The sequence below is a fragment of the Pseudomonadota bacterium genome (assembly GCA_008501635.1).
Taxonomy (GTDB): Bacteria; Pseudomonadota; Gammaproteobacteria; order QQUJ01; family QQUJ01; genus QQUJ01.
Genome location: QQUJ01000004.1, coordinates 55,220 through 72,408, shown reverse-complemented (window position 1 = coordinate 72,408; position 17,189 = coordinate 55,220). Strand labels below are relative to the sequence as shown.

Genomic DNA, 17,189 nt, shown 5'->3' with positions numbered 1-17,189 from the left:
ATGCCTTGTTTGTACTGAGTGCATTGACCAATCTGTACCTGGCGCGGCGACGATTGCGATGCCCGACATAGGATTGGTGCGCCTGATAAACCGCAACGGCGCACAAAACGGCTAGAAAACGGCCCATGTTGAGCCGAATACTGCCTGCAAACGCTCCTTATGATGAAAAACACAAACATATTGAATCGGCCGTGCTGGTTTGCATCACTTATTCAGACGTTCCCTAGGTTGAAAACACCCCAAAGAGAGCTGTGGTAAGTCTGTATTTACAGGCGATGCCGGTTGTTATACTGTTTTTTTGGTGGTTTCTGGCTCCCCTTGAGCGAGGGTATTTATGTCCGGGACGACTACCGCACTGCGCCGACGCGCCATCGAATCCATCTACGATGCTGTCCTTGATCCACGGCGCCTGCCGACAGCGGTCGGCGAAATCGCGGCGGCTATCGGAGCCATGGGCGGCATGCTCGGTATTTTCGATATGGTGAACGGCCAGGGACATGCCCCGGCGACCGCCGGGCTCGACCCTTGTTTGCTGGAACTGTTCGAGGAACGCTACGGACTCAACCTGTGGACCGACGCCATGCGAGTGCATGGCGGTCTGGGCCAGGCGGTGTCATCGGAACCCTTCGTCGACGCGCGCGCATTGCGCCGCACGGCATTCTATGACGCAATCCTTGCGCCGCAGGGCATTGTGGCTCAATCGTTTGTGCTCCTGCGGCGCGATGGCCGTTTCACGATCGGTCTGCCGATGATGCATACGGACCCCGGCCACAGTGCCAAGCCCGACGTGCTGCGTTGTCATCACGAACTGGCCAAACACATGGGCAACGCGGTGGAGATGATGCGTCGGCTCGACACGCTGCGATCGCAGCTGGAGACTACCGAAGCGGCGCTGGAACATCATCGCTGCGCCCTGTTCGTGCTGAATGGCGCGGCGATGATCCGCTATTCGAACGCGCGGGCGCGGCGGCTGCTTGCAGAAGGCGACGGTCTCGTCAGTCTGGGTTGCCGGCTTACGGCGCGGTACCAGGATGATGGCGCGGTGTTGGCGCATCGCATAGCGGCTGCCGCCAATCTGAGCCACGGCGGCCGACAGGCTACCGCAATCCCCATTCGACGCGGCATCGCCCGGCTACCGCTCTTGGCGATGGTGTTTCCAGGCAGTGAGCAGCGGTGCATCCTGGATCTGCCTGGTTCACCAAACGATGTGCTGCTGTTTGTTGCCGATCCCAGCGAGCGCGGAAGCGCGGCTGCCGATTTGTTGCGGGACGCTTTTTCGCTCACCGACAGGGAGGTCAGCGTAGCCCTGGCGACCGCACGTCTCGGCGGCGTGCCTGCAGTCGCTGCCGAACTCGGCATTTCGCCAACGACAGTTCGTACCCATCTGCAACACGTTTTCGACAAGACCGGACTGAGAAGTCAGATGGCGTTGATCAGCCTGCTGGGGTCCTGCGGAGTACTTCCGCAACCGGATACCTAACCCGCGGCAGCGCCCTACTCTGACGCAACCATCTCCCGAGCTGCGCCGCGGTCGGCGCGCGCCGCGACCCTGCACCCCCCCGATTTGACGGTCATCCTACGATCGTATGAGGCGCCGTACGCGGTGCTGTGCCTAAGCTTGGCAGGAGGTCTACAAGACGTCTAGCTGTCGGGCTCCGGATAAAAAGATAGTAGGGGATGCCAGATGACCGCGATTCTCGGGCCAATCAATAGCTATAGCGCACGCGGATTGCGTGCGACTCCGGGCCCATGGTGCTCGACGGTTGGCGGCGGTCGCCCTGCCGGCCGGCGTCGAGGCGGTGGAAGTACGTGGCGGATCAGTGGTGCGATGCGCGTGGACGCAGCGCCGGGTACGCAATCTACCATCGGATTCGTCCCCGCATGATGCCGGGGCCAACATCGGCCACTTCCACGTCACCGTTGGACCTGATGCAAGGCCTTACGTCGCGGTGATTGAAAGGTCTGCAAATGAGACCAACCCGCAGCGCGGTTCCGCCCTGTATGTGAGGACCTGCGAAGGCTGGTGCGTCGCGCCTTAGGGCCCGCGCTACGCCACATCCGGGATTGTTTTTGGACGACGGCAGGAACTGGAGCCAACCTTGGAGGGCCAGGCATGACAATGAAGCCAAGCAGACGAGCGACGATATTTGGGCGTGCATTTTATCTGCGCCTTTTCGGTGCGTTGGCAACTCTCATTACGTCGCTGCTCCTCGCCCAACCGGGGTACACCAGGCCTACCGACGTCGAGACGTTCGCGGAGACCATCGTTCCCGGAATGGATCTCCAGGCCACATCCCTCGTAGCCTTGCCCGACGGCCGCTACGCTGTCGTCGGTCTGGCGCCAAGCCGGATAGATCCGCTGCAGGTAAACGTCGTCGTCGCCGTATACCAGCCGTCACTCCAGCCCGATTACAGCGCCTCAGTGGATGGTTCCGGCGTCATCGTCGAGAACCCGCTGTCCTGGATCAGCGATCGACCGGGCGAGGCGATCGAGGCCGTCCGCCTGAACCGGCCTGCAGCCGCCTATCACGAACGCAATGGTATTCCCGGGATTCTGGTGGGAGTGAGCCTCGACACATTCGACAACCTGGCCTACCGCACCTACACGCTGGTAGTGCGCGTACCGCTGTCCGGTGCGCGTATCGGCAACCTCGACCCCGGGTTCGGCACCGACGGGATCGTCCGCGTGCTGGAGCTTGCGCCGCGGTCCGTGCGTGCCCTCGACGTGACGCCGGACGGGCGCATTTTCGTGGCGGTCTCACCGTCCTTCACCTCCGCCCCAGGCATCACAATGTGGCGGCTGCATGCCGATGGGGCTGCAGACACCAGCTGGGGTCCCGCCGGCCAAAGGACTGTCTCCTCGCCGCTGCTCGTGCCGCCGGCCTTCCGGATCGAAGCCCAGTCCGACAGCGGCGTGCTCGTCATGGGGCTGCGCGCCGAAGGCTTTCGACGCGATCTGGCATTCGGACTGTTCGATTCTGCGGGTGCCCCCGTACCTGGTTTCGGCGGAAATTCCGATGGGATTACCATCGTCCGGCGCAGCGGTGGCCAGCACTGGCTCCTGGACACCACACGCGACCCGCAGGGGCGGCTGGTATTCCTTGGACAGGAAGTCTTCGGAACCTCGGGCGGCACCTACCCACTGTTCGTGGCTCGACTCATGCAGATCGGCCTTCTCGATACCGCGTTCGACGATCTGTATACGTTCTCCGGGCCAGGCGACGGCTTCATCCCGGTCGATGCCAACTGCGCCGTCCGTGTGCAAGCAAATGGGCGCATCGTGCTCCTGGGCGTGGGAGGTGCTGTCTCCGGCGCTCTCGGCCTGATCGCGCTGCGACCCGATCTCACCGACTTTGATACGAGCTTCACGCGCAACGACATCTTTGACGAGGTCGAATACGCTACGATCTTTCCGAGCAATCCGCCCGCGAGTACCCAGGACCGCTTCCAGTCCTGTGCCGGAATGGAGATCCAGCCGGACGGCCGAATCGTGCTTGCGGCGACTCGAGCCAGACGCGACGACCCCTCCCAACCGTTCGACTCGTTTGTGTTGCTGCGCCTCGAGGGCGGCGACCTGCCGCCGCTCAGCGGACCCGACACGATCGATTTCGCTGCACCGTCGTACACCGTGCGCGAAGATGCAGGCACGCTCCGAGTCGGAGTCGTGCGCGGGGGCGGTACCGAAGGTACTGTAACCGTCGCCTATCGCACGGTGGCCGATACGGCGAACGCAGGACTGGATTTCACGCCGGTCTCGGGCGTGCTGACTTTCGCCGACGGTGAAACGTTTGCCGAGATCGCAATTCCAATTGTCAACGACAGCCTGTTCGAGGGCGCTACGCCAGAAACCTTCCTCGTGCAGCTCTTCGACGTCACCGGCCGCGCTGTGCTCGGTGACGGCACAGAGAATATGCTCAGCGTAGCCGTGAACATCGAAGATGACGGCGACTCTGGCCAACGTGCCGCCATCGGCTTCAACCCGGTGGCCTACACGGTTAGCGAGAGAGACGTGGCCATTCAACTCGCCCTTACGCGTGCAGCGGACATCGTGGGTGTAACGGAGGTGCAGTTCGAGACCTTCGATATGAGCGCACGGGCCGGTGTCGACTACGTCGCCAACACGGGTATCGTCAGCTTCACCAGCGACGAGCGAACTGCGACGATCATCATCGCGATCCGCGATAACAGCCAGCCCGGTGCAGACCGGGAGTTCGGTGTCAGGCTCTTGCCCACTGCAAGCAGCGCGGGGCTCATCGATCCCAGCCGCAGTACCGCAACCGTGCAGATCACGGAAGACGACGTGAGCCTGTTCGTCACGGACTCTGTTGGGGCTCCGGACGATCAGCTCATCGACTTCGGCGCGGTGGAGTTCAATACCTTCAATTCAGCCGTAATCACGCTGCGCAACACGGGCTTCCTGACAGTTTCGTTCGATGAGCAGCCGGCGCTCGCGGTATCGAGTGGTCCCAGCCTGTACGAAGCCGCGAACTCCTGCGGTGTGAACCTGATCGGCGGTGCGCAGTGCGAGATCACCATTCGGTTCGAGCCCGGTGCTACTCGCGTCGCAGTGACGGGCGAGGTCCGGGTTCTAACCAGCACCCTCGCGCCGACGGTGATCGCAGTCTCGGGCAGCGCGCCACCGAACGCCAACCTTGGCATTGGTATCTCGGCCTCGACGCCGAACCCTCAGCCCGGTGGTGTGGCCGAATTCTCCGTCATCGCGCTCAATCTCGGCCCCGCCGACGCCGCGGAGAACGAAGTGACGATCGCCGTACCGGCCGAGCTCGTCCTGGCAACGAACACCCTGCAGCCGATGCAGGGGTCGGTATCGTTCGATGCAGCGTCACGAATAATCACCTGGTTGCCCGGCCCGCTCGCCGCGACTGCCACCGCAAGGCTTGCCTTCAGCGCTACGGTGGACGCAGCGGTGGCGTTGGGCACGGTAGTCACGACGACCGCGGCCGTGCTGCTCACAGACCCCAATCGCTTCGATTCGAACAACCTCAACAACGACGATCAGGTAACGATGGTTGTCGGCGTCCAAGCCGCGGACCTGAGCATCAGCCCTGACGACGTGCGAATACTACGCGAGAACAACACGCCCTCGGCCACAATTCCGCTCATGCAGAACTGCAACGCGTCGGACCCGCACGCCAGTTGCGACTCATCGTCCGTTAACCGGAATGCACAGCGCCGCCTTGAGGTGATCGTCCGCAACGACGGTCCCGATGCAGCTACCGGGCCTGTTGTATTGCGGATCACCAGCGGCTTCTGTTTCGTTCATCGCTGGGAGCGCGACGGGACAGCAGTAGGTAGTCCGTATCGTCCAGTGTGCGAACATGGAACAGTGTACGACGTACCTCTCGATTCGCCCGTACCGCCGGGGGGGCAGCTGACCGAGAGCCGTGTGTTTCGAGCCCTGTCTGGCCCGGTTGGTCTCGAGACAATGCGAGTCGAGATCGTTCACGCTACGTTCGACCCCGAGGAAGGCAACAACGTGGCTTTCTCGCCCGCGATTCAGGTTGTCATTCCGTTTCCTGGTGGTGGTGACGGCACGGGTGATGTCGTCTTCGGGACTGATGGCCTGTGTTTTATCGCCACGGCAGCTTATGGCTCCTGGCTCGACCCTCATGTCGCCACGCTGCGCCAGTTCCGCGACCGCTGGCTGCTCACGAATGCACCGGGTCAATCCTTCGTGGACTGGTACTACCGCGTCTCGCCGCCGCTCGCCGACTGGATCGCGGCGCGTGACTGGGCGCGCGCGCTGGTTCGCGGCGTACTCGCTCCGGTAGTGCTCGCGATCGCGTATCCGGTTGCGGCTGGCGTTATGCTGTTGCTGTTGATCGCACTGCTTGTTTTTCGTCGGCGCTTGCGGCCGCTATTGTCATTCGCGATCATTGGGGGCAGTGTGAGGCACCCCTGATATTTCGGACATCCCGATAAGGATCGAAAAAGGCGACAGATTCATATTTTGGAGTCGAACACCCCAAGTCGAGCACCGTATTCGCGAGTTTCGAGAAATGGGAAGGGCTCATTCTGTCGGTACCAAACACCGCTTTGGGTCGTAAAGAGTCTTCGCGGAATTCTTCCAGGAGGTCTGCACACAGTATTGATGGAGAGTCCGCGATAGCTCGTGCGGAATACGGCAGTGTCGCGATAACGCACATTCTTCCGTCTCGTGCGCGATTTACAGTGAACCGTTTAAACGGACCCGCTTCCGCCCAGTGCCGCCCAAAATTGTTGCCATTCAATCTATGGATAGAGATGGGATCCTCTAGGTTTGTGTCAGGAAACCAACGATAAAGCCCAGTCGGGCAATGGATTCTGGTGTCGCTCAACAATGCCCTCTTTGACGTACATCACTGGCACAAAAGGTTCTTCATCTGAAGTGTTGTCGTAGACCCGCACTTGGTCGCAGAGGGGGATTGAGGCTTTAACAAGTTTGAGCATCCGGGGGATGCGTTCTTTCACCTTCTTATCGGGTACGGCGTGGCCACCCTCGGAAACCCGAATCGCGATACGCGCCTGATTCACGAGTGCGCTCTGGACGTGGATCATCACCATGATCACCTCATAGCCCAGCGCCTTGGCTTGTGCGATGAAGTCCACTTTTGAAGGATGCGAGTAGACGGTTTCGAAGCAGAAACTTGAACCGTTCAGCAAAAGCTCATGCCGAAACCCCTCCGCAAGCCTGGCCGCTTCATAACTATGCGCTTCAGGGGCGTCGGGATAGGCATTCCTGGCGATGACATCGGCGTTGACAAACGGGAGCCCCAGCGGCTTGAGGTAGTGCTCGTAGAAGGTGCTCTTCCCCGCGCCATTACCACCGACCAGGATCCAGAGCTGCTTCTTGTCACTCAAGCGGCCTCTCCGTCAAAAGGAATAAACTCGCCGTTCTTGAATTGCCCGATCGTACGCACGCCCTGCTCGTCAATCCGCTCCAGATAGCCGGGTTGCGCATTGGACATGACGTAGCGTGTCTTGCCGCTCGTAAACCGTTCGGCCAACGCGCCTGAGTGACGATCCGCTTCAACGGCGGCAAAGACCGCGTCGGGATCGACAGGCTGGCCAACCGCAGGTTCCACTTTCAACCGGGCCAGGCCCGCCGCGACCCCAAGCAAGGCATCGGGATCAACAAATCGTGAGATCTGACGGCCCAGATCCGCCCAGTATTCCACCTGCTCGGCGGCGCTGCGGTGCAGTCGAGATCCGGCAATGGTGGCGGCCTGCATCAGTTCCTCCTGCAGGCGCACAGGGGAGGCAGCTTTAGCCATGGCAATTCTCCTTTCAACTCTAACACGAGCAAATGTAGCAGAATGCTACGATTGTTGTCCATCGCCCCCTGGCCCGTCCCTCAACGGTCAGAAATCCCCCTATGAACTCAATAATCGGGAACCCGGCGAGAGTCACTCCAGGTAAGTCTTCCTTTTACGATGAGCGGTGAGGGTGAAATCGAGGCGGGTCGCTTTAACCGTGGTTGGTCGGGTGATGCGGTTTCGCGCAACGCCGCGAAGAACACGAGAATCGCCAGGGGCGAATGTTTTTACAATTTGAAGAAGCAACCGGGATCTGTTTGGCTTTGGATAGGTTCTAATATTGCATCCGACCGCCAGTGTCAGATGAATTCAAATCCCGAATGATAGGGCTAGGTCAGAAGTGGATTTCACGGTGAGAAAACCGTGATCTGCCCCCGATACTCTTCGCCAACGCCGTGCGCATGGTGATCGAAGCGTCCCGTGTGACACGGGTGAGGAGGAGTGGATTGGATTCGATATCTGAAAAAGTGCAGCGGGGCGTCTGAGGGTCGGATCTCATCCGTATCCAGTCTATCGGGAATAATTTCAATATTGCATTAATGGGGATTGGCTGCATACTTTATCAAGGCATTCCCCATAACAATTCGCTATCTCCCTAACCGCATTACGACCCGAACGAGGAGTCAATAATATGCACCCCCACCGATTCGCGCATCGAACACTACGTACCCTGCTGGCCTGCCTGCTGCTCGTTCCGCTCTCCGGGACGGCTGCATTGGAAGACAAACTGGTTATCGTCACCTCGTTTCCGGAGGATCTGACCGGCCCCTTCCAGGCGGCATTCGAAAGCAAATACCCGCAGGTCAAGGTGGAAGTGCTGAACAAAAAGACCTCCGCCGGCGTCAAGTACATCCAGGAGACGGCGGCAAACAATACCTCGGATCTGTTCTGGGTATCCGCCCCCGATGCCTTTGGCGTGCTCAAGGGTAGAGGTCTGCTGCAGAAGTATCAGCCGAAGTCCGAAGGCATTCCGGATATGATCGGCTCTTTTCCCATCAACGATCCCGATGGCCATTTCTTCGGCTTTGCGGCATCCGGTTACGGGATCATGTACAACACGCGTTATCTGAAGGCCAAAAAGTTACCTGTCCCCAAAGAGTGGGATGATCTCAAGAAGCCCATCTACTTCGGTCACGTGGGCATGTCGGCGCCTTCACGTTCCGGCACCACCCATCTTACTGTCGAGGCCCTGCTGCAGGGTGAAGGCTGGGATAAGGGTTGGGCCTCGATGAAGGAGATGGGCGGAAACTTCAGTACGGTTACCGAGCGCAGCTTCGGCGTGCCGGACGGTGTCAACAGCGGTGAGTTCGGCATCGGTATCGTGATCGACTTCTTCGGTTTCTCATCCAGGGCCTCGGGATTCCCGGTCGATTTTGTCTATCCGACGATAACCGCACTGGTCCCGGCCAACGTCGGAATCATCAAGAACGCACCCCATCCCAATGCCGCAGCGGCGTTTATCGACTATCTGCTCTCCGACGAGGGCCAGGAGATTTTGTTCGACAAGAAGATCCAGCGTCTGCCGGTCAAGCCGGCGATTTATGCCAAGGCACCGGAGGGTCTGCCGAATCCTTTCAAGGACAAATCGATCGGGGCCGCGGTCAAGTTCGATTCCGACCTTTCGGAGGGCCGCTACAATCTGGTCAACTCGCTGTTCGATCAGCTTATCACCTTCCGTATGGACGAATTACGCGCGGCGACCGGGGCGATTCACGAAGCGACTGCAGCGCTGGCGAAGAAGCCCAACAAAGAGGGGCAGAAGCTGCTTGATCAGGCGCGGCAACATCTAGGCGCGATTCCGGTCAGCGAAAGCGAAGCCAGCAATCCGAATTTCGTCGCGATTTTCCAAAAGAAACGCAAGAAATCAACCGACACGGTTCCCGAGCGTCAAGCGGAAGTCGAGCAGCGTTGGGACGCGTTTGCGCGTGAGAACTATACCAAGGCGGAGCAGCTGGCCAAACAAGCAGCGAGCATGGCACGCTGATACCGATTGACTGCGAAGGCGGAGCAGGTGACTGCTCCGCCTTCGCGTCATGTGCCAGGATAATCACCTAGACCATGTTTTTTTCGCATCGCACGCCATGGGGGCCGGCCGGAGTCGGGCTGGCCCTTGCCATATTTCTGATTGCGTTTTTGATCGTCCCTGTACTGAAGGTGATCCTGGTCGCTTTCCAGGATCCGCATACGGGTGCTTTCACGCTCGTCAACTTTCAGGATTTTTTCCGCACCTCGCTGTTCGTCGAGTCATTCTGGAATTCGCTCTACGTTGCCAGTATGTCCGTAGCTCTGGCAACGGCTATCGCGCTCCCGTTGGCGTATTTCACGACGCGCTTCAATTTCGGCGGGTCACTGCTGATTCAGACGCTAGGCGTGATACCGCTGATCATGCCGCCCTTCGTCGGAGCGGTTGCGATGCAGTTGCTGTTTGGCAGCAACGGCAGCGTCAACTTGTTGTTGGATGAATACTTCGGTATCAACGTACCGTTCATGGAGGGACTGAACGGTGTGATACTGGTGGAGAGCATCCACTACTTTCCGTTCATACTTACCAACCTGTCCGCGAGTCTGGCAAATATCGATCGCTCGCTGGAAGAGGCGGGGCAGAACCTCGGTTCCAGCGGGTTGCGTCTGTTTCGGCGCATCGTGTTTCCGTTGGCACTACCCGGCTATGTCGCCGGCGCCGCGCTGGTGTTTCTCAAGGTGTTCGACGATCTCGGTACGCCCTTGCTGCTCAACGTCAACAAGATGCTGGCGCCGCAGGCCTATCTGCGCATCTCGTCGATCGGCATCACCGATCCCATGGGGTATGTGATTTCTGTCATCCTGGTGCTGTTTTCGATATTTTCATTGTGGGTATCGTTCCTGGCTTTTCGCGGCCGCGACTACGCTTCCGTGCAGAAGGGCGGTGGCGGATTGTTGAAGCGCGATCTGCGCCCGTGGGAAAAGGCCGGGGCCTATGCGCTGATTTTGGTGATTCTGGCTTTCGTGTTGGCGCCCCATCTTGGGTTGCTGATCTTGTCCTTCGGTACGGTATGGTCGTATGCGGTGCTGCCCGATGCCTACACGATCGAGCACTATCTGCGCGTCTTCGAAACCTCGTCCCAATACATCACCAATACCTTGTTGTACGCCGGTATCGCAGCGAGTATCGACGTCGTCATCGGTACCGCGATTGCCTACATCGTATGGCGCACCGGATTGCCGGGTCGAAAATGGCTCGACTACGCTGCGACCGCGGCCCTGGCCGTTCCCGGCGTGGTGTTGGGTATCGGCTATTTGCGTACGTTTCTTGGCTGGGAGGTTCCCTGGAGCGGTCAGCCGCTGGCGTCGTGGTGGATCATTCTGGTGATTGCGCTTTCGATCCGGCGTTTGCCCTATGCCCTGCGCGCTTGCGTAGCCGCTCTGCAACAGGTCAGCGTCACGCTGGAGGAGGCGGCGGAAAATCTGGGTGCCACCAAATCACGCGTTGTGTGGCGGATCGTCGTACCGCTGATGTCGGGCGGTATTCTTGCCGGATTTGTCACCAGCTTTGCCACGGCGGCGGTCGAGTTGTCGGCAACACTGATGCTGGTATCACAGCAGTCGGATGCACCGCTTGCCTATGGTATTTATGTCTTCATGCAATCGGCGGCGGGGCGCGGGCCTGGGGCGGCGCTGGGCATCATCGCGGTGGTGATTGTTGGAGTCGGCACTTATCTGTCCCATCGCATCATCGAGCGTAGCCGGAGAATGCAAACCACTACGCGCGTGGTCGCCGAAATCGAACCCATGGTGGGATGAGCAACAGCAATGATTGATACCAGCAGCGTCAGTATTCAACTACACAAAGTGGGTCTGGCTTTTGGCGACAACCAGATCCTGCGCGACATCGATCTGGAGATTGTGCCTGGCGAATTTTTCGCCTTCCTTGGGCCTTCGGGTTCAGGTAAATCCACTCTTCTGCGTCTGATCGCAGGGTTCGGGCCGGCGCCGACAGGACAGGTCCTGATTGGCGGTGAGGATGTCACGCAGCTACCGCCCTGGAAGCGCAACGTGGGGATGGTGTTTCAGAATTACGCGCTCTGGCCGCACATGACGGTGGCCAAGAACGTCGCTTTCGGCCTGGAAGAGCGAAGACTGTCTCGCGGGGAGATCAGAAAACGTGTCGACGCTGCTTTGGAGGTGGTTGGGCTGGGTGAATTCGCGACACGCCGCCCGGCACAACTTTCCGGAGGACAGCAGCAGCGTGTTGCTCTGGCGCGGACCATCGTGATCGAACCGCGTGTCCTGTTGCTCGACGAGCCTCTTTCCAATCTAGATGCCAATCTGCGCATCCAGATGCGTCGCGACATACGCGAGTTGCAACAGCGATTGGGTATTACCACCATCTTCGTTACTCATGATCAGGAAGAGGCCAATACCATTGCCGATCGCATGGCGGTTCTCAACGATGGCGTGTTGCAGCAGGTCGGGACACCCGTGGCCCTCTACGATCATCCCGATAACCGTTTCGTTGCCAGTTTTCTCGGTACTGCCAACCTGCTGGACGGAGAAGTGCGCAGAGAGGGAGCACGGGGCGTGTTCTATGCAGCGGGCGATGTGAGGATTCCGCTGGACACCGAAGCCAAAAGCCCCGGCCAGGCAACAGCCATGTTCAGGCCCCAGAATCTGCGTATCGTTGAGAACCATGAGCCTTGCCAGGTCGGGCATGTGCGGCTCAATGGTCGTATCGTTCACCGCGAATTCCTGGGAAACATAATCCGTTATCTGGTCGAGCAGGAGGGTAAGGCTATCCTGGTCGATGACGGTCACGAAATCGGCGGTCGCAGCTTTCAGATCGACGATGTCATTGCCATGGATCTGAATGTCGCGCAGGTACGGATATTGGCTGCCTGATCCTTTGCCACTTACAGCGGGTCGCTTTCAAAAAACCGGATAAAGACCACGCCTGACTCAGCTTCCGGCTGTTCGGATTTACCACCTTTTCAGTGCAATGAGTTGGCGTCGGTCAGTCGATGATCTTGTTCAACGGCAACTCGATGATACCGCGCGCTCCGGCGGCGGAAAGCCGGGGAATCATGTCGCGCACGAATTTCTCTTCGATGACCGCGCTGATGTCGACCCACGACTCATCGGCCAGTGTCGAGATGGTGGGCGTGCCCAGCGAGGGCAGAATCTCGAGCACCCGCTGAATATTGTCACGCGGCACATTCATCGCCAGCATGACGCGGGTCGAGGCGGCGATGGCGCCCTTGAGCAGCATCAGCATCCGATCCATCTTGTCCTTCTTCCAGCCGTGTTCGAGCGCGTCGCGATTGGCGATGAAACGCGGTGTGCTCTCCTGAACCACATGCATGACACGCAGGCTGTTGGCGCGCAGGCTGGAGCCGGTTTCGGAGATGTCGACGATGGCGTCGGCGAGGATCGGCGGCTTCACCTCGGTGGCGCCCCAGGAAAATTCCACGTGGGCGTTGACGCCGTGCTCCTTGAGAAAAAAGTTGGTGAGCCCCACCGCCTCGGTGGCGATGCGTTTGCCCTCCAGATCCTTCACGCTCTTGAACTCGGCGTTCTCCTTGACCGCCAACACCCAGCGCACCACGCCGTAGTTGGGCCAGGGGGCCTGCAGGTCGGCGAGTTCCTCAACGTCAGCGCCGGTCTCGACGATCCAGTCCAGACCGGTTATGGCGCAATCGAGCACGCCCTGTTCCACGTAGCGCGCCATCTCCTGCGGGCGGATCAGGATGCACTGGATCTCCCTATCGTCGATGCTCGGGTAGTAGGAGCGGCCCGAGATGTTGAGATTGAAGCCGGCCAGGTCGAAGAGTTTTCTGGTGGTCTCCTGCAGACTGCCCTTGGGGATGCCGATGCGCAGGGTGTTGGTGTCGTCTGTCATGTTGAAACCTCTTGGTCTCGTGCGAAGTTGCGAAGAACGCTAAGTTCGCAAAGGAGCTCAATGAATTCGTTGAATGTAAGCTACTGAATGGTGTCTAGTCGCCGTGACGAGCAATGTTTTCAGCTACAGTTATCGAACCAGTTTGTTTCTTGGATATTTCTTTGCACGCTTCGCGTACTCTGCGACTTAGCGCGAAATAGACTCAATCCTACTTTCCGTATACCTGCTTCGGATCAAAGACCTGCTCGCCAATGTCCTCGACTTTGCCGTGGTCGATCTTGCGGAAGAAGCAGCTGCGCTTGCCGGTGTGGCAGGCGGCGCGACCGATCTGCTCGATCTTCATCAGCACCGCGTCACCGTCGCAGTCGATGAACAGCTCCTTCACCCGCTGCACGTTGCCGCTCTCTTCGCCCTTGTGCCAGAGCCTGGAGCGCGAGCGGCTCCAGTAGACCGCTTCGCCGCACTCCAGGGTCTTGCGCAGCGACTCCTCGTTCATGTTGGCCAGCATCAGGATCTCGCCGGTCTCGGCATCCTGGGCGATGGCGGTGACCAGGCCGTTGCCCTTGGTGAAATCCACCAGCTTTAGAATCTCTTCGGTTGTCATTGCCAATCTCGTTTGACTGCAAAAACTGGAAACGCAATTTACCACGAAGTACACAAAGTACACGAAGTTAAAAACGCCTTACTTTGTGCACTTCGTGTACTTTGTGGTTAACGGTTCTTTTCCCTTGGCCGTAGTTGGGTCGGCGCGGCGTGACCCAACGATCGTCTAATTCAATAATATCGGATTATATCGCGCAAACCCGACCTACAACTGAAAAACTGAAAATGCTATTTACCACAAAGTTCACGAAGTTAAAAAACGCCTTACTTTGCGCACTTCTTGTACGTTGTGGTTATCAGTTCATTTTCCTTGGCCGCAGTTGGGTTGCGCGGCGCCAGCCCAACCTACAACTGCTCAAAAGCAAAAGCGATTTACCACTAAGTACACAAAGTTCACGAAGTTAAAAACGCCTTACTTTGTGTACTTTGTGGTGAAAAGTTTCTTCCAACTGTTCACAACGCCGCGATCTTTGATCGCTGCGCTTCCAGGTTACCGAGCGAGGTTTTCATCTCCGCGACACGCTGGCGCTCTTTCTCCACCACCTCGGCCGGGGCGCGGTCGACGAAGTTGGCATTGCCGAGTTTGCCTGCGCCGCGTTCCACCTCTTTTTGCAGCTTGCCGATCTCTTTGTCGAGGCGCGCCAGCTCCGCATCCTTGTCGATCAACCCCGCCAGCGGAATCAACACCTTCATTTCACCGACCAGTGCGGTTGCCGACTCGGGGGCCTCACCGCTAACCGGCGTAATGGATTCGGTGCGTGCCAGGAACTGCAGCCATGCGCCGTACTTTTCGGCGCGGGCGATGTCGCTGGCGCCGGCGTTTTCCAAAAGCACGGGAAGCGCCTTGCCGGGCGCAATGTTCATCTCGCCGCGGATGCGGCGGATGCCCATGATGAACTCCATCACCCAGCGCATCTCCGCCTCCGCCTCGGCATCGATCTTTTCCGCCTCGGGTTGCGGATAGGGGCGCTGCATGATGGTCGCGCCCTCTTTGCCGGCCAGAGGCGCAACACGCTGCCAGATCTCCTCGGTGATATAGGGCATCACCGGGTGGATCAGGCGCAACAGCGCTTCCAGCACGTTCACCAGCGTCCAGCGCGTGCCGCGTTGCTGCGCGGCGCTGCTTGTCTCACTCGTAAGCACCGGCTTGGAGAGTTCCAGATACCAGTCGCAGTATTCGTTCTTGGTGAACTCGAACAGGGCCTGCGCGGCATGATCGAAGCGGTAGTTGGCGAGGGCTTCATTGACCAGTTGTTCGGTGCGCTGCAGGCGCGAGATGATCCAGCGGTCGGCGGTCGAGAATTCGAGATCGCCGCCTTCTGCGCCACAATCTTTTTCTTCGGTGTTCATCAACACGTAGCGCGCCGCATTCCACAGCTTGTTGCAGAAGTTGCGGTTGCCTTCGAGGCGGCCCATGTCGAAGTTGATGTCGCGCCCGGGTGAGGCCAGCGCCGCAAAGGTAAAGCGCAGCGCATCGGTGCCGTAGGCGGGAATGCCGTCGGGGAACTCCTCCCTGGTCTGCTTCTCGATCTTCTTCGCCATCTGCGGCTGCATCATGCCGGTAGTGCGCTTTTTCAGCAGCGCATCGAGTTCGATACCGTCGATCAGATCGATGGGGTCGAGGATGTTGCCCTTGGATTTCGACATCTTCTGCCCGTGGGCGTCGCGCACCAGGCCGTGGATGTAGACCTCGCGGAACGGTACCTCCTCCATGACGTAGAGGCCCATCATCACCATGCGCGCCACCCAGAAAAAGATGATGTCGAAGCCGGTGATCAGCACCGAGGTGGGGTAGAAGAGCTTGAGCCGCTCGGTCTGCTCCGGCCAGCCCAGGGTGGAGAAGGGCCATAGAGCGGAGCTGAACCAGGTGTCGAGCACGTCGTTGTCCTGGGTCAGCATCAGGTCATCGGCAAGCCGGTATTTCTTGCGCACATCATCCTCGGACTCGGCCACGTAGCAGTTGCCCTCGGCGTCGTACCAGGCGGGGATGCGGTGGCCCCACCAGATCTGGCGCGAGATGCACCAGTCCTGGATATTCTCCAACCACTGGTTGTAGGTGTTGACCCAGTTGGTCGGCACGAACTTGATATCGCCGCTGGCGACGACGTCGAGCGCCGGTTTGGTGATGGCGGTCCAGCCGCCGGGGCTGCCGTCGTCCAGCGTCTCCCGGGTGAGGTCGACGAACCACTGATCGGTGAGGTAGGGCTCGACCACCGCGCCGGAGCGATCGCCGCGCGGCACTATCAGTTTGTGATCGTCGATCTTCTCCAGCAGACCCAGGGCGTCGAGATCGGCCACCACCTGCTTGCGCGCCTCGTAACGGTCAAGGCCGCGATATTTCTCCGGCGCGTTGTCGTTGATCCGGGCGTCGATGGTGAGGATGTTGATCATCTCCAGCTCGTGGCGCTGGCCGATGGCGTAGTCATTGAAATCGTGGGCCGGGGTGATCTTCACGCAGCCGGAGCCGAACTCCGGGTCGACGTAGTCGTCGGCGATGATGGGGATCTCGCGGTTCGCCAAAGGCAGCATCACCGTCTTGCCGATCAGCGCCTGGAAGCGCTCATCGTCAGGGTGCACGGCGACGGCGGTGTCGCCGAGCATGGTCTCGGGGCGGGTGGTGGCGACAATGAGATAGTCTTCGCCGGCCGCTCCCGGCGTCCTGCCTCCCGCGGCACTCGCACGTCCCTGTGCAGCGTCGCTGAGCGGATAACGCAGGTGCCAGAGGTGGCCCTGCTCCTCCTCGGAGACCACTTCCAGATCGGAGACCGCGGTGTGCAGCACCGGGTCCCAGTTCACCAGCCGCTTGCCGCGGTAGATCAGCCCGGTGTCGTAGAGGCGGATGAAGACCTCCTGGACCGCCTTGGAGAGCCCTTCGTCCATGGTGAAGCGCTCGTTCGCCCAGTCAAGCGAGGCACCCAGGCGGCGCAGCTGGCGGGTGATGGTGCCGCCCGATTCGGCGCGCCAGGTCCAGACGCGGTCGATGAAGGCGTCACGACCGAGATCGTGGCGGGTCTTCTGCTCCGCGTTGAGCTGGCGCTCCACCACCATCTGAGTGGCGATACCGGCATGGTCGGTGCCGGGCTGCCACAGGGCGTTGCGCCCGCACATGCGGTAGTAGCGGGTCAGCGTATCCATCAGGGTGTTGTTGAAGCCGTGCCCCATGTGCAGCGTACCGGTGACATTGGGCGGCGGGATCATGATGCAGTAGGGCTCGCCTGCGCCGGCCGGGGCGAAGTAGCCCTGATCCTCCCAGGTGTTGTACCAGCGCTGTTCGATGGCGTGGGGGTCGTAAGTCTTGTCCATCCGGGCCCGATCCGCGTGTTGAACGTTTTCGATAAAAGCAAAGGACCGGGTTGTTCACCCGGTCCGCAGGAAGTGGCTGATTATAGCCATAATTT

The 17,189-nt window shown here is 59.6% G+C and carries 10 protein-coding genes; 5 read left to right on the top strand and 5 right to left on the bottom strand.

From position 1 onward, the window contains the following. The first annotated feature begins 334 nt into the window (after positions 1–334). Both DWQ09_00985 and DWQ09_00980 read left to right on the top strand, forming a co-directional pair. A complete protein-coding gene (locus tag DWQ09_00985) occupies positions 335–1,480 on the top strand; it encodes a LuxR family transcriptional regulator (GenBank protein KAA3630358.1) in 1,146 nt (381 codons plus the stop codon). A gap of 633 nt (positions 1,481–2,113) precedes the next feature. After that, positions 2,114–5,923 (top strand): hypothetical protein, encoded by a 3,810-nt coding sequence (locus DWQ09_00980; protein KAA3630357.1) that lies wholly within the window; start codon positions 2,114–2,116, stop codon positions 5,921–5,923. A gap of 362 nt (positions 5,924–6,285) precedes the next feature. On the opposite strand, the gene DWQ09_00975 is transcribed toward DWQ09_00980, so the two are convergent. Both DWQ09_00975 and DWQ09_00970 read right to left on the bottom strand, forming a co-directional pair. Further along, positions 6,286–6,861, bottom strand: a complete 576-nt coding sequence (locus tag DWQ09_00975) for a hypothetical protein (protein KAA3630356.1) — start codon at positions 6,859–6,861, stop codon at positions 6,286–6,288. Then, positions 6,858–7,274 (bottom strand): hypothetical protein, encoded by a 417-nt coding sequence (locus DWQ09_00970; GenBank protein KAA3630355.1) that lies wholly within the window; start codon positions 7,272–7,274, stop codon positions 6,858–6,860. Before DWQ09_00970 ends, DWQ09_00975 begins: the two co-directional genes overlap by 4 nt. A 673-nt stretch (positions 7,275–7,947) precedes the next feature. Between DWQ09_00970 and DWQ09_00965 the strand changes: the two genes are divergently transcribed. The 3 genes from DWQ09_00965 (at position 7,948) to DWQ09_00955 (ending at position 12,191) form a co-directional block, all read left to right on the top strand. After that, the gene (locus DWQ09_00965; GenBank protein KAA3630354.1) at positions 7,948–9,300 is read left to right on the top strand and encodes an extracellular solute-binding protein; all 1,353 of its coding nucleotides are present in this window, start codon (positions 7,948–7,950) and stop codon (positions 9,298–9,300) included. A 74-nt stretch (positions 9,301–9,374) separates the two neighbouring features. Next, positions 9,375–11,096, top strand: coding sequence for an iron ABC transporter permease (locus DWQ09_00960; GenBank protein KAA3630353.1), 1,722 nt, complete (start codon positions 9,375–9,377; stop codon positions 11,094–11,096). 9 nt (positions 11,097–11,105) lie between these two features. Then, positions 11,106–12,191 carry an ABC transporter ATP-binding protein gene (locus tag DWQ09_00955; protein ID KAA3630352.1) on the top strand — a complete coding sequence of 362 codons (1,086 nt, stop codon included), beginning with the start codon at positions 11,106–11,108 and terminating at the stop codon, positions 12,189–12,191. 112 nt (positions 12,192–12,303) lie between these two features. Here DWQ09_00955 and DWQ09_00950 read toward each other — a convergent pair whose 3' ends face one another. The 3 genes from DWQ09_00950 to DWQ09_00940 all read right to left on the bottom strand — a co-directional run bounded on the left by DWQ09_00950 (position 12,304) and on the right by DWQ09_00940 (position 17,094). Next, positions 12,304–13,188, bottom strand: coding sequence for an ATP phosphoribosyltransferase (locus DWQ09_00950; protein KAA3630351.1), 885 nt, complete (start codon positions 13,186–13,188; stop codon positions 12,304–12,306). A 208-nt stretch (positions 13,189–13,396) separates the two neighbouring features. Further along, positions 13,397–13,792, bottom strand: coding sequence for a phosphoribosyl-AMP cyclohydrolase (locus tag DWQ09_00945; protein KAA3630350.1), 396 nt, complete (start codon positions 13,790–13,792; stop codon positions 13,397–13,399). Between the two features lie 452 nt (positions 13,793–14,244). After that, entirely contained in the window at positions 14,245–17,094 is a 2,850-nt protein-coding gene (locus DWQ09_00940; protein ID KAA3630349.1) for a valine--tRNA ligase, read from the bottom strand. Positions 17,095–17,189 lie beyond the last annotated feature (95 nt).